General features: G+C 48.5%; 18 protein-coding genes. 16 read left to right on the top strand and 2 right to left on the bottom strand.

Annotated elements, in window-relative coordinates; genetic code table 11:
• Positions 1–7 precede the first annotated feature (7 nt).
• Positions 8–1,000, top strand: coding sequence for a GNAT family N-acetyltransferase (locus tag BM257_RS01905; protein WP_092067668.1), 993 nt, complete (start codon positions 8–10; stop codon positions 998–1,000).
• A 3-nt stretch (positions 1,001–1,003) separates the two neighbouring features.
• Here the strand turns inward: BM257_RS01905 and dgt are convergent, their stop codons facing one another.
• Positions 1,004–2,344 carry a dGTP triphosphohydrolase gene (gene dgt / locus BM257_RS01900; RefSeq protein ID WP_092067751.1) on the bottom strand — a complete coding sequence of 447 codons (1,341 nt, stop codon included), beginning with the start codon at positions 2,342–2,344 and terminating at the stop codon, positions 1,004–1,006.
• 112 nt (positions 2,345–2,456) lie between these two features.
• Here dgt and dut point away from each other — a divergent pair, with 112 nt between their 5' ends.
• The 4 genes from dut to BM257_RS01880 are packed head-to-tail and all read left to right on the top strand — an operon-like array spanning position 2,457 to position 7,089.
• Complete coding sequence (gene dut, locus BM257_RS01895) at positions 2,457–2,894, top strand: dUTP diphosphatase (RefSeq protein ID WP_092067666.1); 438 nt, start codon at positions 2,457–2,459, stop codon at positions 2,892–2,894.
• Between the two features lie 14 nt (positions 2,895–2,908).
• Complete coding sequence (locus tag BM257_RS01890; protein WP_255405428.1) at positions 2,909–4,639, top strand: tetratricopeptide repeat protein; 1,731 nt, start codon at positions 2,909–2,911, stop codon at positions 4,637–4,639.
• The gene (locus BM257_RS01885; protein WP_092067662.1) at positions 4,636–5,484 is read left to right on the top strand and encodes a lipoprotein insertase outer membrane protein LolB1; all 849 of its coding nucleotides are present in this window, start codon (positions 4,636–4,638) and stop codon (positions 5,482–5,484) included. The genes BM257_RS01890 and BM257_RS01885 overlap by 4 nt, the downstream gene beginning before the upstream one ends.
• A 6-nt stretch (positions 5,485–5,490) precedes the next feature.
• On the top strand, positions 5,491–7,089 hold the full coding sequence (locus tag BM257_RS01880; protein ID WP_092067660.1) for a murein hydrolase activator EnvC family protein: 1,599 nt from the start codon (positions 5,491–5,493) through the stop codon (positions 7,087–7,089).
• A 30-nt stretch (positions 7,090–7,119) separates the two neighbouring features.
• On the opposite strand, the gene BM257_RS01875 is transcribed toward BM257_RS01880, so the two are convergent.
• Entirely contained in the window at positions 7,120–8,172 is a 1,053-nt protein-coding gene (locus tag BM257_RS01875) for a M20 family metallo-hydrolase (protein ID WP_092067658.1), read from the bottom strand.
• 90 nt (positions 8,173–8,262) lie between these two features.
• Between BM257_RS01875 and BM257_RS01870 the strand changes: the two genes are divergently transcribed.
• The 11 genes from BM257_RS01870 to BM257_RS01825 all read left to right on the top strand — a co-directional run bounded on the left by BM257_RS01870 (position 8,263) and on the right by BM257_RS01825 (position 22,625).
• On the top strand, positions 8,263–10,071 hold the full coding sequence (locus BM257_RS01870; protein ID WP_092067656.1) for an AMP-dependent synthetase/ligase: 1,809 nt from the start codon (positions 8,263–8,265) through the stop codon (positions 10,069–10,071).
• 55 nt (positions 10,072–10,126) lie between these two features.
• Entirely contained in the window at positions 10,127–11,248 is a 1,122-nt protein-coding gene (gene prfB, locus BM257_RS01865) for a peptide chain release factor 2 (RefSeq protein WP_092067654.1), read from the top strand.
• A 19-nt stretch (positions 11,249–11,267) separates the two neighbouring features.
• Positions 11,268–11,411 carry a hypothetical protein gene (locus BM257_RS14680; RefSeq protein ID WP_177215982.1) on the top strand — a complete coding sequence of 48 codons (144 nt, stop codon included), beginning with the start codon at positions 11,268–11,270 and terminating at the stop codon, positions 11,409–11,411.
• Positions 11,411–11,893 (top strand): CYTH domain-containing protein, encoded by a 483-nt coding sequence (locus BM257_RS01860; protein WP_092067652.1) that lies wholly within the window; start codon positions 11,411–11,413, stop codon positions 11,891–11,893. The genes BM257_RS14680 and BM257_RS01860 overlap by 1 nt, the downstream gene beginning before the upstream one ends.
• A 419-nt stretch (positions 11,894–12,312) precedes the next feature.
• A complete protein-coding gene (locus BM257_RS01855; protein ID WP_092067650.1) occupies positions 12,313–13,851 on the top strand; it encodes a helix-turn-helix domain-containing protein in 1,539 nt (512 codons plus the stop codon).
• A gap of 147 nt (positions 13,852–13,998) precedes the next feature.
• A complete protein-coding gene (locus BM257_RS01850) occupies positions 13,999–15,288 on the top strand; it encodes a DUF3575 domain-containing protein (protein WP_177215981.1) in 1,290 nt (429 codons plus the stop codon).
• Between the two features lie 22 nt (positions 15,289–15,310).
• Entirely contained in the window at positions 15,311–17,593 is a 2,283-nt protein-coding gene (locus BM257_RS01845) for a hypothetical protein (RefSeq protein WP_143096712.1), read from the top strand.
• A 15-nt stretch (positions 17,594–17,608) separates the two neighbouring features.
• Positions 17,609–18,661 carry a hypothetical protein gene (locus BM257_RS01840; protein ID WP_092067644.1) on the top strand — a complete coding sequence of 351 codons (1,053 nt, stop codon included), beginning with the start codon at positions 17,609–17,611 and terminating at the stop codon, positions 18,659–18,661.
• A gap of 6 nt (positions 18,662–18,667) precedes the next feature.
• On the top strand, positions 18,668–20,428 hold the full coding sequence (locus tag BM257_RS01835) for a hypothetical protein (RefSeq protein WP_143096711.1): 1,761 nt from the start codon (positions 18,668–18,670) through the stop codon (positions 20,426–20,428).
• A 6-nt stretch (positions 20,429–20,434) separates the two neighbouring features.
• A complete protein-coding gene (locus BM257_RS01830; protein WP_143096710.1) occupies positions 20,435–21,589 on the top strand; it encodes a hypothetical protein in 1,155 nt (384 codons plus the stop codon).
• The gene (locus tag BM257_RS01825; protein WP_092067638.1) at positions 21,570–22,625 is read left to right on the top strand and encodes a fimbrillin family protein; all 1,056 of its coding nucleotides are present in this window, start codon (positions 21,570–21,572) and stop codon (positions 22,623–22,625) included. Before BM257_RS01830 ends, BM257_RS01825 begins: the two co-directional genes overlap by 20 nt.
• Positions 22,626–22,638: the final 13 nt, after the last annotated feature.

The following is a 22,638-nucleotide window of genomic DNA, read 5'->3' as shown; positions in this document are numbered from 1 at the left end:
AACAACAATGGAACAGGAAATCATCCAGCCGATCGACAAAGAGCTGCTTAAGAGTGAGTTGACACCAGACAAGCAGCTGCGTCTGACCAATAAGAGCAACAACCAGATTTATGTGGTTACAGCGCATAATGCCCCCAATGTCCTCAAGGAGATTGGGCGTCTTCGTGAGATCGTCTTCCGTGAGGCAGGGGGTGGTACTGGTAAGGATATGGATCTCGATGAATTCGATCTTTGTGAGAATTGCTATAAACAATTGATCGTATGGAATCCGGAGGCTGAGGAGATTATCGGAGGCTATCGCTACCTGTTGGGAACAGACTGGGAATATGACGACAAAGGTCAGCCCATTCTCGCCACCAGTCATATGTTCCATTTCTCGGAGAAGTTCATCAAGGAATATGCTCCCTATACGGCAGAGCTGGGTCGTTCCTTCGTGTCATTGCCCTATCAGTCATCCAGGATGGGTGCCAAGAGCCTGTTTGCCCTTGATAATTTATGGGATGGACTGGGTGCTATCACGGTCATCCGTCCTAATGTACGTTACTACTTTGGTAAGATGACGATGTACCCTTCCTATATCCGTAAGGGTCGTGATATGATTCTTTATTTCCTCAAGAAATATTTTGACGACAAGGAAAAGTTGATTATTCCGATGAAACCGTTGAAAATAGAGACTGACGAAGCGGTTTTGGAACAACTTTTCTGTATGAATTCTTTCAAGGAGGACTATCGTATCCTGAATCGTGAGATTCGTAAGCTAGGTTATAATATCCCCCCGTTGGTGAACGCCTATATGGGTCTCTCTCCTACCATGAAACTCTTCGGGACAGCGATTAATTATGGTTTCGGCGACGTCGAGGAGACGGGTATCCTGATAGCTATCGATGAGATCTTCGAGGAGAAGCGCAAACGTCATATTGACTCCTATATCCACGAGCATCGTGATGAGTTGGAGATCACTTCCGGAGCCAATAAGGTGATTTATAAGGAGAAAGACTGATCTTTATACGATAGGCAGCGAGATACCGTTCATCTTTTGGTAAACATCCAGCGCATAGACATCTGTCATACCTGCGATATAGTCTATCACAGCCATGATACGTGTCTCCAGGTCCTTGGCATGGATATCATACTGACCAGAGACTCGTCCGATCAGTTGCTGGGAGTAAAAACGTCCGGGATGGGTCACCGCTTCTATCATCTGTTCCAGCAGGGTGTCCATAATCTTATAACCAGACAATTCCACGTCTAACACAGGACGACTGCGATAGATGCGCTCTAGGGAGACCTCCGCACAATGCTGATAGGCACGAGCCTGAGTGTCGCTGACATGCTCGATAAGACTACCTTCGAAAGTCCCTGCCAAGATGTCCTCCTCATGTTCTATAAAGGCGTTGACACACTCGTTTTCTAGTTTTCCGATGACACATGCTCGCATATAGACCACCATTTCGTTGGGGTCAAGGACACCCTCCTCTTGGATGCGTCCTTTGATGCTGGCTTTTTCCTCATCACTGAAAAAACTGAGTAACAGTCTTTCCGTCTCTTCATATGACAGGATCTTCAGCTTGTGAGCATCCTCAATGTCCATGATCTCGTAACAGATATCATCCGCTGCCTCTACCAGATAGACTAATGGATGGCGCACATAACGTAGGGGCTCTCCTTCTTTGGAGATGCGAATAATTCCCATTTCATCGGCAATTCTCTGATAGTATTCCTGTTCGGAGCAGAAGAACCCGAACTTTCCTTTCTTGCTGGGAGCGGATGATGCGAAAGGATATTTTACAATGCTTGCCAAGGTACTGTAGGTCATCACAAAACCACCGGGCCGCCTGCCCTTGAACTGATGGGTGAGCAAGCGGAAAGCATTGGCGTTGCCCTCAAAATGAGTGATGTCGTCCCAGAAGGCAGGACTGACCTCCTCTTTCAAGAAACTGCCAGGTCCTTCTGTGAAGAAAGTCTGTATGGCTTTCTCACCACTGTGTCCGAAAGGAGGATTCCCTAAGTCATGGGCAAGACAAGCCGTACTCACGATCTGTCCGATCTGCTCAAACATCGTGTCCTTCAATGCCGGCCGTCTCTCCTTGATGATACGTTGCATCACGTCATTACCCAACGACATACCCACACTGGCAACCTCCAGGGAGTGCGTCAGTCTGTTGTGTACAAAGATACTGCCGGGCAGGGGGAACACCTGTGTCTTATTTTGCAGCCGGCGAAAGGGAGCCGAGAAAATCAACCGGTCATAGTCACGCTTGAACTCCGTACGGTCGTCATGTGGTTTCGAGTGCCGGAATTCTTGTCCTAGTCGTTTGTTTGATATGAGTTTATTCCAATCCATCATCGTGCAAAAGTAGTGTTTTTTTATTAAAAACCGATATTTTTTATATAAAAATATGGCTATTTGGAGAGAAATGACTAATTTTGCACCTTATAATAAGCAACATTTTGAAATGATTCAGGTAAAAGTTGTCAATAAAGGGCACCAGCAATTGCCCGCTTATGCCACTCCACAGAGTGCTGGCATGGACCTTCGTGCGAATATTGAGGCTCCCATTACCCTCCGTCCCATGGAGCGCCGTCTGATACCAACTGGTTTGCATATCGCTCTGCCAGAGGGGTATGAGGCACAGGTCCGCCCTCGTAGCGGTCTCGCCTTGAAGCATGGACTGACGGTATTGAACTCTCCTGGAACGATTGACGCGGATTATCGTGGTGAGGTGGGGGTGTTGCTGATCAACCTCTCGCAAGAGGACTTTGTCATCAACGATGGAGAAAGAATCGCACAAATGGTGATAGCCCGTCATGAGCAAGCTGATTTTGTCGTGGTCGAGGAACTGGACCAGACAGAGCGTGGTGAGGGTGGTTATGGACATACTGGTGTTAAATAAATACAGCATTTGAAGTGAAAAGAGCAGGTGTCATATTCCTCTTGGTATTGACGACAGGTCTGTCTGGGGTCGCACAGACCGTCAGTCAGAGCCGTCGCTATGACGCCTTCTTCCTGGAGGCGATCTGTGAGCGTGCCAAAGGAAATAATGATGCTGCCTTTGACTTGCTGCGCCGATGTGTGGAGATTGACTCCATGAAATCGGAAGCCTACTATTATTTAAGCCAGTACTATGGCGCCTTGAAACAGAAAGAGCGTGCTATGGCATGTATAGAGAAAGCTGCCGCTTTGGAGCCGATGAACTCCACTTATCAGGAGACGCTGGCGAACGCTTATATCAACCTTCGTCAATATGACCAGGCGGTACAGGTCCTGGAACGTCTCTATGACCAGCATCGTGACAGGGATGACGTGTTGGGCATTCTCGTCCAGCTTTATGAGGAGCAGCATGAATATGAGGCTGCCATCAAGACCCTTGCTAAATTAGAGACGATAGAAGGGAAGAGTGAGCGGCTCTCTTATGCGAAAAGTAATTTCTATACTCAACTTGGCAACAAGAAAGCTGCCATTGCGGAAATGAAAAATCTTGCCGACCAGTATCCTAACGACCAGAACTATCGCGGACTATATGCCAACACACTGTTCGTCAACGGTCAGAAGAAGAAAGCGCTGGAGATTTATGACGATATCCTTAGGATAGAACCGGAGAACCGTAATGCACTCATGGCATTACTTGCCTATGAGAAAGACGAGGGTGATCCCGACAAGGCTGATGCCTTGACAGAGAAGGTGCTGCTGAGTAAGAATATCACCTCGCAAGACCGGATCCTGCTCATGCGTCAGGAAATCGGACAGAGCGAGCAGGAGGGTGGTGACTCTACCAGAGTCCTCTATCTCTTCCGCAGGATGTTGGAGCAGCCGCAGATGGACGCGGATGTCGCTATCCTCTGTGCGACCTATATGAACCTCAAGAAGATGCCTAACGATTCTATCAGCAGGGTCTTGGAACAGGTGTTGCAAGTGGCTCCTGATAATGCCGCAGCCCGTCTGCAACTAGTCAGCTACGCTTGGCAGGCAGAGAATATGGACCGTATCATCTCCCTTTGTAAAGATGCCCGCCAGTATAACCCTGATGAAATGGCTTTTTATTACTATCAAGGTATCGCATATTACAAACAGGAGCAGTTGGATGATGCGCTGGACGCCTTCCAAAATGGTATCAGCGTCATCAACCAGCAGAGTGATACGGAGATTGTCAGCGATTTCTATGCGGTGATGGGTGATATCCTCCACCAGAAAGGACTTGACAAGGAGGCTTTCGCCGCCTATGACTCTTGTCTGACATGGAAAGACGACAATTATGGTTGTCTGAACAATTATGCGTATTACCTTAGTGAGAAAGAGCTTCATCTGGATAAAGCGGAGCAGATGTCATACCGTGCCATCAAGGCAGAACCGAAGAATGCCACCTATCTCGACACCTATGCCTGGATACTCTTCAAGGAAGGACGCTATGCGGAGGCGAAGATCTATATCGACCAGACCCTGCAGTGTGACTCTGACTCGTCAGCGGTCTTGCTGGAGCATGCGGGAGATATTTACTACCATACTGGTGACCATGAACGGGCACTCGCCTATTGGCAGCAGGCACTTGCCAAAGCTTCACCCAAACCGGAGCCGGGTAGTGAGGACAGACGACAGATATTAACACGAAAGATAAAACTCAAAAAATACTTAAAAGAATGAAACCATCTCGTATTTTGAAAATTGCCGCCTTGGCACTTCCACTGATGCTGGTAGCTTGCGGCACACAGAAAAAAGCTGTGAAAGAGACTAAGACTACGACGCCTACGACCATGAAGGCTCAGCAGTTCTTGCAGAAAGTTAATGACAATGCTCAGTATGCTAAATTCATCACTTCTAAGGTGAAGTTCTCCGTAGAGGTGGGTAATCAGCAGTTGACACTGACAGGTAACCTGAAGATGAAGCGTGATGACGTGATCCGTCTGCAGCTGATGGCTTTCGGCTTCGTAGAGGCTGGACGCCTGGAGTTCACAAAGGATTACGTCCTGATCATGGACCGTATCAACAAACAGTTCATCAAGGCAAACTATAACCAGCTGGACTTCATGCGTAATAGCGGCTTGAATTTCTATTCCCTCCAGTCCTTGTTCTGGAACGAGCTCTTCCAGCCAGGAAAGTCGAAGGTGACAGATGAGTTGCTGAATAACTATGAGACAGACCTCATCGGTGAGGACGCTATCATCTCCATGGAGAACGGTAAGCTCTCCTATCGTTGGCTGGCTGACAAAGACGGTGCGCTCATCAAGATGGCGAACATCATGTATGAGGATAAGATCCGTGGTGACTATCAGTTGAACTGGGACTATGAGGACTTCCGTGCCAATGGTAAAAAGCAGTTCCCCTTCACCCATAACATCCTGTTCAATACTCCAGGAAAGGCTGTCAAGATGGGTATGACCCTCAACTACCTGGGTAATGATGAGGAGTGGGAGCCCCGTACAGAGATTTCTGGCAAATATCGTGAAGTATCTGTAGACGAGATCCTTCGTCGCTTTATGGCACTGTAAATATAGATGAGGCGAATAGGTATCATTTTGCTGCTTTTAGGCTTTGCCTTGAGTCCGTATGCCCAGCAGAAGCGTACGACGGCAAAGAGTAAGGGCAAGACGACTGTTGTCAAGAAGACGACAAAGAAGACTACTACGAAAAAGACGACTGGGAAGAAGACGACAAAGAAATCGTCTTCCCAGCCTGTCTCCGTGCAGAGTCTTCAGGACCAGCGGCAGAAGCTACAGCAGCAGATCAAGGAGCAGGAGCAGAAGTTACGTTCCAATGAGCGTGACGTCAAGAAGCGTCTGGAGAACTTGCTGATGCTCAATACGGAGATCGCCAACAAGCGCCGCACGATAGATACCATTCGTAAAGACCTCTCTTCGTTAGATGTTGAGATAGAACTCCTCAATACCGAGCTGGATGTCCTGAGGAAAGAGCTGGAGGACTGTAAGCAGAGATATGTCAAGTCGATGCGTTATATGCATCGTAACCAGTCGCTACAGAGTAAACTGATGTTTGTCTTCAGTGCCAGCAGTTTCACCCAGATGTTCCGCCGTATACGCTTTATGAGAGAGTATGCCTCCTATCAGCGTTCCCAGGGTGAGGATGTGAAGGTGAAACAGGCTGAGGTCAATGCCAAGCAGGTGGAGCTTCTCGCTGCCCGTGATAACAAGAACCAGCTCTTGAGACGTGGTGAGAGTGAGCGTCGTTCGCTGGAAGGTAAGCAGACGGAACAGAAGAATGTGGTGTCTGGCTTGCAGAAACAACAGAAGGAGATTCAGAATGTCATTGCTCAGCAGAAGAAGAAAGATGCCGCTTTAAACGCACAAATCGACCGTTTGATCGCTGAGGAGGTGGCACGTCAGAAAGCCCGTGCTGCAGCAGAGGCGAAGCGGAAAGCGGAGGCAGAGGCTGCTAAGAAGCGTGCTGCTGAGCTTGCCCGTAAGAAAGCAGCGGCAGAAGCAGCGGCAAGGGAGAATGCCCGTCGTATCGCGGAAGCCAAGGCTCGTGAGGAGAAGGCGAAAGCTGAGGCACGTGCCGCCCGTAATAAGAAAGCCCGTGAGGAGGCAGAGCGTCAGGCGAAGGAGGCTGAGGCTGCCCGTCTTGCTGCAGAACGTCGTGCGGAGACAGAGGCTCGTGAGCATGCCAAGGAGGTTGCTGAGGCTAAGAAGAACACGGAGACACTTGATTATTCGATGAGTTCGGAGGATCGTCGTCTCAGTGGTAATTTTGAGAGCAACCGCGGTCGATTGCCGATGCCGATAACTGGTCCCTATCGTATCGTCAGTCATTTCGGTCAGTATAACGTGGAGGGATTGCATAATGTCACTCTTGACAACAAGGGTATTAACATCAAGGGACAGGCAGGTGCACAGGCTCGTTCCATCTTCGATGGTGAGGTGAGTGCGGTATTCAGTTTCGGAGGTACCATGGTGGTGATGGTTCGCCATGGCAGTTATATCTCCGTCTATTGTAACCTTGCCTCTGTCAATGTACATCGTGGACAGAAAGTCAGTACCCGTCAGGCATTAGGACGGGTAGGACAGGATGACATCCTCCAGTTCCAGTTACGCAGGGAGACGGCAAAACTCAATCCAGAGTCCTGGTTGGGAAGGTGATGCAAAGCATCTCGGCATTTCGGAATCCCGTTATCCCGAAATCAACTTCACATAACAATTGATTGCCTGATGAATCTCGTCAATACAGATGAATTCATCGGCAGAGTGACTGCGACTAGACTCCCCTGGTCCCAATTTGAAAGAGGGGAAAGGCATCAGAGCCTGGTCTGACAAAGTGGGTGAGCCGAACGGTTTCATCCTCATCCGTTTGCATTTCCTGATCAGAGGATGGTCCTCTGGAATGGATGATGAATGCAGTCGGAAAGAGCGTGCCTTCAACTCACTCTTCATGTGTTTCTGCAGGAAAGCAAACAGGTACTCGTTCTGATAATACTCATTGGTGCGGACATCAATGACAAACTCCACCTTGTCGGGGATGACATTATGCTGGGTACCGGCATGTATCACAGTGACGGTAGCCTTCGTCTCTCCCAACAGCGGACTGATCTTACGGAACTTGTAGTCACGTAGCCATTGCAGGTCGTCCAACACCTCATTGATGGCATTGACACCCTCGTTACGGGCGGCATGTCCGCTTATCCCGTGCGCTGTGCCGTCAATCACCATCAATCCTTTCTCGGCAATGGCAGGCTGCATACCAGTGGGTTCTCCCACAATGGCGACATCAATTGCCGGCAGGTGGGGTAGTACGGCGGAGAATCCGTCCTGTCCACTGACCTCCTCCTCGCAGGACGCCACATATATTATATTATAAGGTAGGTTGTCTTTGTTCATGAGGATGCGATAAGCCATCAGCAAACTGACGAGTCCACCCCCGCAGTCGTTGGCACCTAGTCCATACAGTTTACCGTCCTCTATGACGGGCTGGAAGGGATCACGGGTCCATGTAGCCACGGGCTTCACGGTGTCGATATGGGCGTTCAGCAGTAAGGTGGGTTTCTTCTTACTGATTCGCCGGGCGACGATTAAGTTGTTGCCGATACGCTTGCAGGGGAGCCCCCATGCTTTGATACGCTTTTGTAACAGGTCGGCTGCCGCCTTCTCATCCCTACTGACGGAAGGTGTGCTGATCAGTTCACTCAACAGTGCTGTTGCCTCGTTTGTATATTTCTTGTATGCCATTTCGTATGCAAAGATACAGAAAAAACTTCATCCTTCACCTTTTTTGATAAAAATATTGTATCTTTGCACCTAATTAATAATATATTGCTTATGCAGATAAACAGTCACATGTCGGTATTGATACACGACTTAGCCAAAAAGTATGGTGACCGTGAGATGCTGATTTATCAGGATTTCGGTGGTAAGGAGTGGAAGTCATTATCTTGGAATCAGGAGTCACAGACCGTTAAGCAGGTCAGCAACGCGTTGTTGAACCTCGGTGTGAGGGTACAGGAGAATATTGGTGTCTTCTCCCAGAACTCTGTGCAGTATCTGGAGTGTGACTTTGGCGCATGGGGTGTCCGTGCCGTCACGATACCATTCTATGCCACTAGTTCCGAGCAGCAGATCCAGTTCATGATCAACGATGCGAAGATCCGTTATCTGTTCGTGGGAGAACAGGAACAGTACGACCGTGCCCGCAGGGTGGTGTCGCTCTGTCCTACGCTGGAGCGTATCATCGTCTTCGACCCGTTGGTGCATATCTCCTCGCACGATCCCAATGCACTTTATTTCAGTGATTTCCTGAAATTAGGTGAGAACCTGCCCCGTCAGACGGAGGTGGAGGCACGTCAGCGGGAGGCTTCCTTCGATGATATCGCCAATATCCTTTATACCAGTGGTACAACCGGTGATTCAAAGGGTGTCATCCTGCCACACTCACAGTTCCATGCAGCCTTTGAAGCGAATAACAAGTGTGTGCCGGTGGACGAGAACGACCGTGTGATGAACTTCCTGCCCTTTACGCATATCTTTGAGAGAGGATGGACGATCCTCGCCTTGACGAAAGGTGCGACACTGATCGTGAACACCCATCCGCAGGAGGTGCAGCAGTCGATGCGTGAGACACACCCCACCTGTATGTCCAGTGTCCCCCGTTTCTGGGAGAAGGTGTACATGGGTGTGATGGACAAGATAGACCATGCCAGCACCATGCAGCGTAAACTCTTCAAGCATGCCCTTGCCGTTGGACGCAAGCATAACATCGAATATCTGAGCCTCGGTAAGAAACCGCCGATGGCACTCCATCTGGAGTATGAGATGCTGAACCGTACCGTCTTCTCCCTCGTTCGTAAGGAACTGGGTCTGGAGAATGCGCATTTCTTCCCCACGGCAGGTGCCGCGGTCAGTGCCCATGTGGAAGAATTCGTCCATTCCATCGGCATTAACATGATTGTGGGCTATGGTTTGACGGAGTCACTTGCCACCGTCTCCTGCGACCATTTAGGAGCTCCCTATACCGTAGGATCCGTGGGTCAGCCGATAGAGGGAATTGACATCAAAGTCAGTGAGGAGGGAGAGATTCTCCTGAAGGGTCCGACGATCACCCCGGGGTATTATAACCGTGAGGACTTGACGAAGGCTGCCTTCACAGAGGATGGTTATTTCAAGACAGGTGATGCTGGTTACCTGAAAGATGGTGAGTTGTTCTTGACGGAGCGTATCAAGGATCTCTTCAAGACCAGCAACGGCAAGTATATCGCACCGCAGATGATCGAGTCGAAACTGTTGGTCGACAAGTATATCGACCAGATCTGTATTGTCGCTGACCAGCGTAAGTTTGTCTCCGCACTCATCGTCCCTGTCTATACGCTTTTGGAGGAATATGCCCGCGAGCACAATATCTCGTTTGAGGACCGTGAGCAGCTTTGTGGCAATCCACAGATCATCGAGATGATGAAGGAGCGTATCGACACGCTCCAGCAGCAACTTGCCCATTATGAGCAGGTGAAGCGTTTCGTCCTTTTGCCACACCACCTCTCGATGGAGAAGGGTGAGTTGACCAACACCCTGAAGATCCGCCGTCGTGTGCTCTATGAAAACTATAAGGAACAAATCGACATGATGTACGAAGAATAATGAGTAATTAGTAATTAGTAATTCCTAATTTCTAATTCCTAATTTAAAATAAAGAATGATTACAGCAGACCAACTGAAGGATGTCTTGGATAGGACGGAGAAACTGTACCGCTATCTGAAGATTGACGAGAAGAAGATAGAGTTCGAGGAGGAAGAGCTTCGCACGCAGGCTCCTGACTTCTGGGAAGACCAGAAACGTGCCGAGGAGCAGATGAAGAAGGTGAAATCCATCAAGAAATGGATTGACGGCTATAACGAGGTGCGTAATGCCGCTGACGAGCTCCAGCTCGCCTTCGACTTCTACAAGGAGGAGATGGTGACGGAGGAGGAGGTCGACCATGATTATCAGGTGGCTATCGAACGTCTGGAAAACCTGGAACTCAAGAACATGCTGCGTCAGAAAGAGGACCCGATGGAGTGTGTCCTTAAGATCAACTCTGGTGCGGGTGGCACTGAGAGTCAGGACTGGGCTTCCATGCTCATGCGTATGTATCAGCGATGGGCAGAGGCTCATGGCTATAAGGTCAGCATCTCTAACTTACAGGATGGTGACGAGGCTGGTATCAAGAGTGTCACGATGCAGATAGAGGGTGGGGAGTTCGCCTATGGCTACCTGAAGAGTGAGAACGGTGTGCACCGTCTGGTGCGTGTCTCTCCTTTCAATGCACAGGGCAAGCGTATGACTTCCTTCGCCTCCGTCTTCGTCACCCCGTTGGTGGATGATACCATCGAGGTGTATGTCGACCCTGCCAAGCTCTCTTGGGACACGTTCCGCTCCAGTGGTGCCGGTGGTCAGAATGTCAATAAGGTGGAGTCGGGTGTCCGCCTGCGTTATTGGTACACAGACCCTGACACGGGGGAGGAAGAGGAAATCCTCATTGAGAATACGGAGACGCGTGACCAGCCGAAGAACAAGGAACGTGCCATGGCACTGCTCCGTTCTCAGCTCTACGACCGTGCCATGAAGAAACGGTTGGAGGCTCAGGCGAAGATAGAGGCTGGCAAGAAGAAGATAGAATGGGGCTCCCAGATCCGCTCGTATGTCTTCGACGACCGTCGGGTGAAAGACCATCGTACCAACTACCAGACTTCCGATGTCGACGGGGTGATGGATGGGAAAATCGACGATTTCATCAAGGCTTACCTGATGGAGTTCCCTACAACGGATGAAGAGTAACTTTAAAACTTAAGATATTATGAGCAAGAAAAATCAATCAAAGCGTGAGGCTTACGCCAAGAAACAGGAAGAGAAGGGTAAGAAAGTTGTAGGATGGATTTTCGGTGGACTCATCATCCTCGCCGTCATCTATCTGATCTGGACTTTCTCCATGATGGCGTAATGGCACTGGAGATAGAACGGAAATTCCTGGTACTGAACGATTCCTACAAACAGGAGTCGTTCAGTCATAGCCATATCCAACAGGGTTATATCTGTAGTGAACGAGGACGGACTGTTCGAGTGCGTATCCGTGATGACCGTGCTTTCCTCACCATCAAGGGTCCCAGCACCGATAATGGGCTCTCTCGTGACGAATTTGAGTATGAGATTCCCTTGGAAGATGGTAAAAAACTCCTGCTTTTGTGCGAACCTGGTATCATCGACAAGACCAGATGGCTCGTGAAAAGTGGTGAACATACCTTTGAAATTGATGAGTTTTTTGGTGAAAATGAGGGTCTTGTCATGGCTGAAGTGGAGCTCTCATCGGTTGATGAAAGTCCAAAAATGCCCGATTTCATCGGAAAAGAGGTGACAGGTGACCGTCGTTTTTACAATAGTCAGTTACGTCGCCATCCTTATAGAGAATGGATGGGTGAGAAATGAGACAATGTCCTTACAAAGGATGAAAGTTGTATTTATTTATTCTACAACGCATCCTAAAACCATCAAACATTTTTGCTTCTATCTCACTGATTATGAATAATTTACAACCCTGTTCTGATTCCAAAAGTGATTTAAGTGATTGTATTTTCTGTAAATCTATATATTACTAAATTAATTATCCCCATAATTATTTTTGCTATATATATAATTCGTGTATTATAGAATCACTTAAATCACTCGATGTGGCTGAAACGTCGATAAATAAAGGCTTTAAGCGAGGTGATTAAAGCCTCCAAACGAATTAATTAAAGCCTTTAAATGAATGAAATAAAGCCTCCAAACAAATTTTTTCAGGAATAAGCTTGGTGGAGGGAAAAATATTTTATATTTTTGCATGGTTAAATGAAAAACTGAATACCATGCGAATCGGTAAACTCATATTATGTACCATCTTTTTTCTGACGACCGTTCCAGGAAGGACAGCACCAACAGATAATGCCGCTATCCTGTTGATGGAGAAAGGTGACTCGTGCCGCGACCAACACTTATATAACAAAGCACTTGCATACTACCTGCAGGCACAAAAGGAGCCTTCCCTGGAAAACAATACTGAAACGCATTTACAAGTGTTGGAGCGTATCATGTGTACCTATGATGTGCTCTATCAGTGGAAAGAGCTGTCAGAAACCTCCTACCAGTTGTATATGCTGGCAAAGAAGAATAACGCAAAGGCATACCAGGCGCTGGCATTCTTTATGAGAGGCAAGCGTCTGTGTCTGGAAGGACATCTGGAGGAAGGCTACCGCACCTGTTTCGAAGCCGTCGAGCTGTTGAAGGACGCAGACTATCCGCAGAGGGATCACAAGTTGGGTATCTTTTATGCCTTCCTAACCAAACAGTACGGCAAAGAGGGAAACTATAAGGAAGCCTTGCGCATGTCAAAGGAACAGGAGCGATATCATCTTCTGGCTTCACAGTCTGACACCATTTATGCCCAGATGAATAAACAACGGTTGTATACCATCCGTGCCTGGCTGCTTGCTAAGATGGGACGGCTGGCGGAAGCCGACAAGCTCTACAAGCGCCATCATATCGTCCCCCATATCGACCCTATAAGCGGGGATGCCCTCCCGGAATATTATCAAATCCAAGGGATGGACGAGGAAGCGTTGCGTTTTCTCCAGTTGGTTAAAGATAATATGCGGAAAGATGAGGATACACTAAGTCGTAACATGCAGCGGGTATTGGGAGACGAGGGGGATGTCTATTACAGGATGGGTGATTACCAGAAGGCGGCAGAGTGCTACCGGGGTGTCGCCGTGCAAGCAGACACCCTTGGTGTGCGGACGCTCCGTACCATCTCCAGTGGTGTGCAGCAGGTGATAGACAGCGAGCGTGCCATGTCTCGTCATAACCTGATCCTCTCCATCGTCATCGTAGGTAGTCTGATGTTGCTCGTCGTCTTTTTCCTGTTGTTGCGTCACAACCGTGTCATCAACCGTAAAAACCGGACCATGACCCAGATGATTCGTGAGCTGATGCATTATCGTGATATCGTTGTCGCCAATGGAGATCCTGTTGAAATCGCCGAAAAAAGCGAAGAGGAAAAAGCTCTCGACGAGGAGGAGAAACGTTTCAAACAGATGGATAAACGTGTCATGAAGGAAGAACTGTTCCGTGCTCCCGACTTCGGACGTGACGAGCTGATGCGTCTGATGGGTGTCGATAAAAACGCCATTTCCGTCATTATCTCCCGTTATACCGGCATGAATGTGACAGGTTATGTCAATACGAAACGCATGGAGTATGCGGTCATTTTGATGAGACAACACCCTGAGTACACGATGGGTGCCATCGCGGAGGCTTGCGGTATTAAGAGCCCGGCGACATTCATCCGTAACTTCCGGAATGTCTATGGGATGACTCCCTCTGAATTCCGCCAGAATATAGACGAATAACCCCATAACGGACAATTTGAAAACTGTTTTTGACATTTTGAAATAAATTTTTTCATTATAAATTAGGTGTATGTCGCAAATTCTTGTTAAATTTGTGGCATGAAACTAAATTATAACGATAAAAAATCCCGTGTTGCAGCAAAAATTGTGATTTTGGCAATGCTGTTCTGTGGGATGTCTAGTGAAGTCTCTGCACAGCAAGTAACCATCAGTAACAACCTGTTGTATGATGCCTGGCTGACCCCTAACCTCCGGGTGGGTGTCCGTCTGGCTCCCCATTGGTCAGCTGGACTGACGGCAGGCTATAACCCTTGGCCCTCCGATGAAAACAAGTCGAGGAAATGGAAACACCTGCTGGTGTCTCCCTCTGTGCGTTATTGGACAGACTCCGTGAATGTGCGTCATTTCTTCGGGGTGAACCTTATCTACAGTCATTATAACGTCGCTGACGTGAAGTTCCCGTTCGGACTCTACAAGAGTGTCCGTGACGAGCGTCGTCAGGGTGACCTCGGTGCCCTGGGCGTCTTCTATGGCTACTCATGGCCCATCGCCCGCCATTGGAATATCGAGGCACTGATAGGTGCCGCTGTCGGCTATACCAAATACAACCGTTATGAGTGCGGGCACTGTGGAACGAAGATCGGTGAGGACAAGAAATGGTTTGTCATGCCGCAGGCTGCCATCAACATCGTCTTCAACCTCCCGGGTCGTCCGAAGAAAGTCGTGGAGCCTGTACAACCGATAGAGCCTGTACAGTCTGTTGTTGAGACAGAGCCTGTGAAAAAGGCAGAGCCGGTGGAGATCATTGTGGACACCGTACCAGCAGACCCCATCACCCTTCTGTGTGAGGAGTACCCTGTCCTGGCACCTATCCACGAGTACAAACCCTACGACCGCAGTCAGGTACTGCGTCGTGACCAGCGTGCCCTCTTCGTCTACTTCCCCATGGGGAAGACCAGCATCCAACCCGAGTGGCGTGACAATCAGCGGACCCTCGACCAGATTGTTGAGGCTACAAAGAAGTTGCTCGCCCTTGACGATACCCAACTCTGTAAGATACAGATCGTAGGTCTTGCTTCCTTCGATGGTGGTGTGAAACTCAACGAGAAGATCGCCCAGGGACGTGCCGATGCCCTGAAGAAGTATATCCAAGACCGTCTCGCTGTCAGTGACGACCAGTTTGATGTCTCCTATGGCGGTGAGGACTGGGCAGACTTCCGTGACCAAGTGGCAGAGGCGATTGCCAACGACTCTGACCATGCCGCAGCATTACAGAAGGTGATTGACATCATCGACCGTGAGCCGGACCTCGCCCGTCGTGAGCAACAGATTCGCAAGCTCAATGGCGGTCACACCTTCCAGTATATCAAGGAGCAGCTGCTTGCCGACCAGCGTAACTCCGGATACCTGAGAATCTATTTTGACTACAATAAATAAATCAATAACACAAGACTCGATTATGAGAAAATTAATGAATTTTGCTTATATCAGTGCGATAGCACTGTTAAGCGCTGGGCTTTTTGCCGCCTGCTCATCCAGTGATGATGCGGTGTTGGATCCCAAGCAAGACATCACCCCGCAGAAGGATGAAGTCAATGTGAACTTCGTGTTCAATGTCTCTACGGCTAATGAGGCTACCATGCGTATGACTGCGGAAAACACACAAGCTACGCTGACGCAGCCATTCCGTGGTATTACCAATGCCTATATTGGGGTCTTCAAGCAGAATGCTGATGGAAAGTATGTCTCTACAAGCATTTCGACGGAAAAACTCTACCCCTTCGGAACCATCATTGGTAAAAATGGGATAGACCCTAATGCTGGCGAAGAAAGCAACACACCCAAGTCACGCCGTGTCGTTGAGGTTTCACTTCCTACTGATGTCAACTCCTTGATGTTCTGGGGCAAGGCCATCAAGGACGGTTCTTCCATTGATCAAGGTAAGATTACCATGAACGTCAGCAGCGATCTGAGTGCAACCTCTTTTTCCCTCGACAAGATTGTGCCTGAAACAGCCGATCCGACAGAACCTCACGTCTATGTGCAGGCCTTGAAGGAACATGAGCAGCTGATGGCCGCAGCCCTCACGAATATAGTCAATAGCAATATTGCCAACACGGATGTTAAGTATGGTGGGGAAACGCATAAAATTTCACTCGCATGGAGCGACTATGTAGACATCTCTGGTGAATCAGGAAGTTATACGATCACTGCCAGAACCAACGAGCCAATAGCAATCAAAAATGCTCTTGGCGCATCTTCTGATATCTCTATGCGTGCATTGGGTGATAAGTTGGCTATTGCCTATGCCACTTGGAACACCATTCGTTCGGGTGAGTTGCGCGCCGGTTCTGGTACCGCTGTTTCCAAGGTGATTGAAGACTTGATGACGGTTGTCAATTCCGTCGCCAATGCTGAACCTGTATTTTGGGAGGAGGCGGCTGCCAAGACTTTGGCAAAACAGATTAAGACTAATGTAGAGAAGTTTTTCGATAGTGATCGTGAATACCAATGGAAGACCGCTGGTGAATTAATGACCGCATTGAATGTAAAGAATGAAACTTTGCCAACGGTCGACGAAGACTGCAACCTCAACAATTTCCCTGCCAATTTCAATCTGCCAAACGGTTCTGTCATCCTGCAATTTGATATTACACCAAAAGACCCTGGACCAGGTTTTGACTTTGCTTATAACTACAAAGGTGCAGTCGCTACATATGCAATGGGGGATGAAAATGGCTCGTTCAATCCGCTGAACTATGTCTATCCGGCTGAGTTGTGCTATTTCGGTAACAGTGCTATTCGCGTTTCTGACCAAACCAAGGCAGCCAACTACTATCCTGATGGTGTCACTGACTGGGATAATGATGACAAATGGACTAACGACTGGGTGAAAGATTCCCATGTGACGAATACTACGCGTAGTGTTGCCATGAAGGATAACATAAACTACGGCACTGCTCTGTTGGAGACGAAGGTGAAGTTTGGTGCTGCCACCCTTCAGGACAACTATGGAGCCCTTGACAAAAGGTGGAATAACAAACCGGAAATCACGGAGTCCAACAATACGATAGATGCAACGGCTGATAGAGATCACTTCGTGCTGACGGGTGTGCTCGTTGGTGGTCAAGAACAGGAGGTAGGCTGGAACTACATCGCCAAGTCAACGACCCCTGGTTTCGGCAACATGGTGTACGACAAAGTCGGTGAAATCCATATACCTCACTTCGACAGTAACAGTGCCACGCAGTCAACTTCTGCAGCCAACTATACACTGCTCTGGGACAACTGGGAAGTAAAAAATAAGGGTAGTAAGCAGCGTGATGTCTTTGTCGCCTTGGAGTTTGTCAATAAGGGTGTGGACTTCTATGGTCAGAACAACCTGATCCGTAGTGGTGCTACCTTCTACATCGTTGGTAAGCTGGATCCTGACAAGAGACCTTCATCGCTGACTGATGTGACAGACGCTGCATATGCAGCAAACAAATCACTGGGTATCACATGGCCTACGAACTATGCCTTGCCGCCCTATGATACTGACGGTACTACCATCAAGGAGCGTCGTGTATTCATGCAGGACTACCTGACAAGTGCTACCTTCGTCATTGGTGAGAACTCGTTGCAGCATGCACTGGTATCAGTTCCTGACCTGCGTTCCGGACAGATTTCACTGGGCCTCTCTGTTGACCTGAACTGGCGCACTGGTCTGGTCTTTAACGATGTCATTCTCGGAGAACAATAATCAGATACAACGAAGGTGAAGAGCATAAACCTATTCAAGATATGGCTCCTGCTGTCAGTCTTATGGCTGACGGCAGGCTGCTGCTCGTACATTGACGATGACCTGAGCGACTGTCCTCCTGAGGGACAGGAGTATGAGTTGACCTACGAGCTGCGGTTGGTGACGAATATCACCACCGAGCTCTCAACTCAGCTCAGTACTGCGACGGATGTCAATGTCGCTAACGCCCTGCGTGACCATCTGAAAAACATCTTCACCGACTTTGCCCATGACGTGGACCTCTCGTTCTACGATACGGAGAACGCACAGGAGCGGCTAAGTCACGACCAGCATGTGATGAACGCCAGCGAGCAGAGCTATACGCTCTACCTGCCAATGCGGGAGTACATGCACCTTGCCGCTGCCAATATCCAGGATAATACGGTGGTGGCATTGTCAAGCGACGACAAATGTCCGACGGCACAGCTTGTCACCATCCCGGAGGGGGAGGAGACCATCGACTCCCATACCACGGGTCTCTTCACAGCAAGATATCCGTTGAAGGTCCTGGAGGGTGTTAGCCAGACATTCCACGTACGACTCTATATGGCGAACTGTGCGGAGGCTCTAGTGGTAGACCCTCGTGGACACTCCTACAAGGATATGAAGGTCTTTGCCACCGGCTTTGCCTCGAAGTTCCATATCAATGACAGTACCTATACCTTCCCCGAGAAATATCCCTATGTCCGTGCGACAAAAGTCAATACGGGAGAGGATGAGAAACTGTGCTTCTGCGCAGTGAATTTCCCCACCACGGATGAGGAGGGAATGCGTACCGTCGTTGAGGTACCTTTCGACGAGAATGAGTCTGAGACGGTCTTCTGGCAGTTCTATGTCTATGTCACCAATGACGACGGCTCTGTCACGGAGTCTGTCCTGAGTGTCAGGTCTCCCAACAAAGCTGGTCAGCTAAGGATCATCGGAGGCTATATGGGTGATGACGGTGCGATCCATCCCAAGGATCATACGGTGGGTGTCAGTGTCACGCTGAACTGGAATGAAGGTGGACATCATGATATAGACTTATAAATGAGGATGAAGATATTTCGTTACACATTATTTATAATAATGCTGCTGGGCATGATCATGGTATCGTGCTCAGACAGCAGTGATGTGGCGGAAGATACATCATCACCTGCCCTGGAGTGTAAGATTCTCTTCAACGTAGAGAAGCCTGCCGGTATGCGTATGGCTGATGCTGTAGTGCAGACGGAGGGGCAGGCGTTCAGAGGACTGCAGAGCCTACTGGTTGTTCCCTTCAAGACCAGTGGCGATAATGTGCCAGTGACAGCCAGTGACGTTCCGTTGCTCTCGTCAGTCACCAATGCGCAGAAGGTCACCAACGCAAAGAATAACAATTTCTATTATGTCGTAAGTTGTTCCCTAATGAAAGGGGTCAACCGTGTGTTGGCCTATGGAAGGGCAGCTTATGAAGAGAATCTGGCGGCAGCGGAAGATAACGGTGCGCTGGAGATAAGATATAACGGTGCGCTGGCGACAAGTCTCAGGGATCGTATGAACCCCTCGGAACTGACTTTCAACCTGAAGTCGATTTGTAATACGACGGATGCTCATGATGATGCAAAGGCGTTAGCAGCCTACCTGACATCCATCGCCAAGACGGATGGATGGAGTACGACCACGGATGGACAATTGAAAGACTACTATCGTGATTTCATCAATATCGACGGTGAGGGTACGGGTATCATTGCTGGGTCGGCAACGAATGTCAAGGCGTATGTGGATGCATTAAAGACACAGATTACAGCCATCAAGGACCTCAGTACAACGCCAGAAACAAGTAAGACGCTGTGTGGTAAGATCCTTGCATCGATAAATGACAATACCGCGATATCTGGCAATACCTACCCGGTAGCACTTGGTCTGCCTGATGGTGTTGCCGCCCTGCGTTGGATGGAGGATGTAACGGAAACAGCTGAGGATAAGTATAAGTTTATGGTTCGCACACAGACGACCACGATGGATAACATCAACGGCATCAATCGTTATACCTATCCTGCAGAGTTGTGGTACTATACCAATAGCGGAATCCAGACTTCGACAAATGAGGTGAAGGAGGAGGATTATAAGAATGCTACTTCATGGGGTTCGTTGTTAAATGTATACCAGTCGGGTACTGTAGTAAACGATAGGACGAGGTCGGTAGCTGTAAAGGATGCGTTGCAGTATGGGGTTGCTCGACTGCAGTGTACGTTGAAATCTATTAATGTACAACTGAAGGACGCGAAGAATGAAGTTGTCAATAATGCCATCGACGACTATCTGCCGCTGACAAGTGTTATCGTCGGGGCGCAGCATATGGTGGGGTTTGACTTTAAGCCGCAAGGTGTTCAGAGTGATGTTGATGGTCGCTTTATCTATGATGCAGGTGTGGGTTCACGTGCGACGAATGGCAGTTGGACGGTAAATACTCTTGTACTGCAGACATATGACGGAGAGAAGGTGCCTGTAGTCCTGGAGTTTCAGAATAATATAGTGATTGAGAACAACGAAAGGGTTGCATTCACAGGTAAGGATGGTATCATCTACCCAGGGTGTAAGTTCTATCTTGTTGCCATGCTTGCCCCAGCAGATTATACGAATACTAATGCACCTGACGCTGCTAAGGGCCGCGTGTTCACACAGGACTATACTACGGCTGTGGAGATGAAGATTACCTCGCTGGCGAATGCCTACTCGTGTATGCCCGACCTGTTGTCACCACGTTTGGAGATCGGTGTGCAGGTACAGACGAAATGGATACAGTCGACGACAACGACGGTAAAACTGAATTAGTGAGAAATGAGAAGTGTTATACGACATATATGGTTATGGATGCTGGTCATCGGCTGTGGACTGATGACTGTGGGCTGTAGCTCTTCCGACGGTGAGGCGGGGGAGCCACAGGCTACCTATCTTACCATCTATGTGTATTCACCTGAGCGACCTATACTGATGCGTGGTGATGTGAGATATGTCGATCCCAGCACTGAGGAGGGTACGGTACATCGTCTGCAGATATGGGTATTTGAACATCAAAGCGGTGATCTGGTGGGTTATCACAGTACTGCCACGACCACTACTTTGAATACGTCACAGGGTGATACCTACCGTATTGCCGTGAGTGATGACTTTGCCCGTCAGCAGCCTGACGTGGATGTATATGTGTTGGCAAATGTCACGGCAGACAACTGCGGACTATCATTTGACCAACATACTACTCGTGATCAGTTGGATGCAGCGCAACTTGATGAGAACCATTTCGGACTGACATCATTGACAACCGAAGTCCCGCCCGACGGACTGCCCATGTCGGGTATTCTCCTCAATCAGGATGTTGTAGGTGATGCACCCGTATTGCGTGTCGGTTCGCTGAGTAATATCGCCACAGTACATTTGACGCGTGTCGTATCGAAGATACGTTTCGTATTTTCGAATATTAAGCTGACTGAAAGTCCAGAGAGCTACAAGAAACTGAGTATTACTGGTATCAGTCTTGATGCTAATACTATGCGAACTGCAGGCTATCTCTTCTCTCGCTCATCACTCAATGGGTTGGGGAAAAACAGTGAGGTGTCGCTATTATCATCACCGGATAAGATAGATGAAGTGAAGACAAATGAGAATCCTACAGAGTATATATACAATGACGAAGAGGCACAAGCGTATGAAAACAAGATCAATGCAGCAGTAAGTGCAGGTGAGTTGACCCAGGTAGGACCATTCTATCTGCATGAGTCTGACATGCAGGTGACAGGAAAGATTGCGTATCAGATAGATGAAACCGAAAAGACACCGATGTCGTTCCAGATGGAACGAGCCGGTGAGTTCCTGCGTAACCATACATGGATAGTCTATGCCTACTATCTGGGTGGCAGCTTCTTGGAGCTGAGTTCAATATATGTCAAAAACTGGAAGACAAATGATGACTTGAATTATGAAATATATAACTGGTGATGAATGGTTAAAGGTTATTGGTTATTGGTTTATGGTCATAGGCCTTATGCTGATAGCCGGTTGTTCGTCGGATAGTTCTGGCGAGCAGCAGACTAATAATAACCAAGTCCTTTATATAACAGCATATACCACATCATATCAAGATATAGCAGCATCCAGACGTGCGGCGCCAAGCGGTTTTACGATATATGCTCCTACCACGGATTTCTCCGTGGGACTGTTTATGATGTCGAGTGAAACTCCCACGCCATCAGTACAGTATATCCGTAGAAGTAATAACACCTGGCACTCCTCAATCCTGGTGAAGGGTGGAGCAAATTATGAGATATACGGTTTTATGCCGAGGTTTGACGGAATGACGCCCACCATCAGTAAGACCGATGGTACCATCACCATGACGCTGCCAAACATTGACGCTGTCAGTGCACAGGATGTATGCGTCATCACAGGCGTGAGCGATGCGACAGCGAATGTGACTCCAGTAGAGGGTTCCTTTGCATATACAGGAAGATCGGATGTTAATAATATCAACGTGTTGATGGATCATCTCTTTGCGGCGGTGAGCTTTAACTTCTCTGTAGATGCTAATTTTAATAACTTGCGTAAGATCAAACTGAAGAAGTTGGAACTGCAGGCAACAAATGAAAAGGCCACTGCTACTGTTACGCTGACATCCAATAATCCAGGGGCAAGTCCAGTGACGACAGTCAGTTATAGCACCTCAGGAACGAAAGCCACAGCCACCTTCTTTGAAAGCGAAGCGGGTGAGCAGTTGCCAACGTCTGATATCAAGAACTCCCTCTGCTATTTTGCTCCTACTCTGAGCAATGGTGGTAACCTCACGCTCCTCAGTACGTACGATGTGTATGACAGGACGGGGACAAAGTTAATACGTAAGGATTGTCAGGCCAAGAATAAAGTCCCCAACCTTTACACCTCGCGAGGAGAGTGCGTGACGGTCAATCTGACAGTCAATCCGACATATATATATCAGTTGTCGGATGCCGACTTGGATAATTTGTTTACGATTGAGTAGTAAGAAAATATAT

The organism is Prevotella sp. tf2-5, assembly GCF_900115435.1.
Lineage (GTDB): Bacteria > Bacteroidota > Bacteroidia > Bacteroidales > Bacteroidaceae > Prevotella.
The sequence above is the reverse complement of the archived record's forward strand: the minus strand, read 5'-3'. Positions and strand labels throughout refer to the sequence as shown.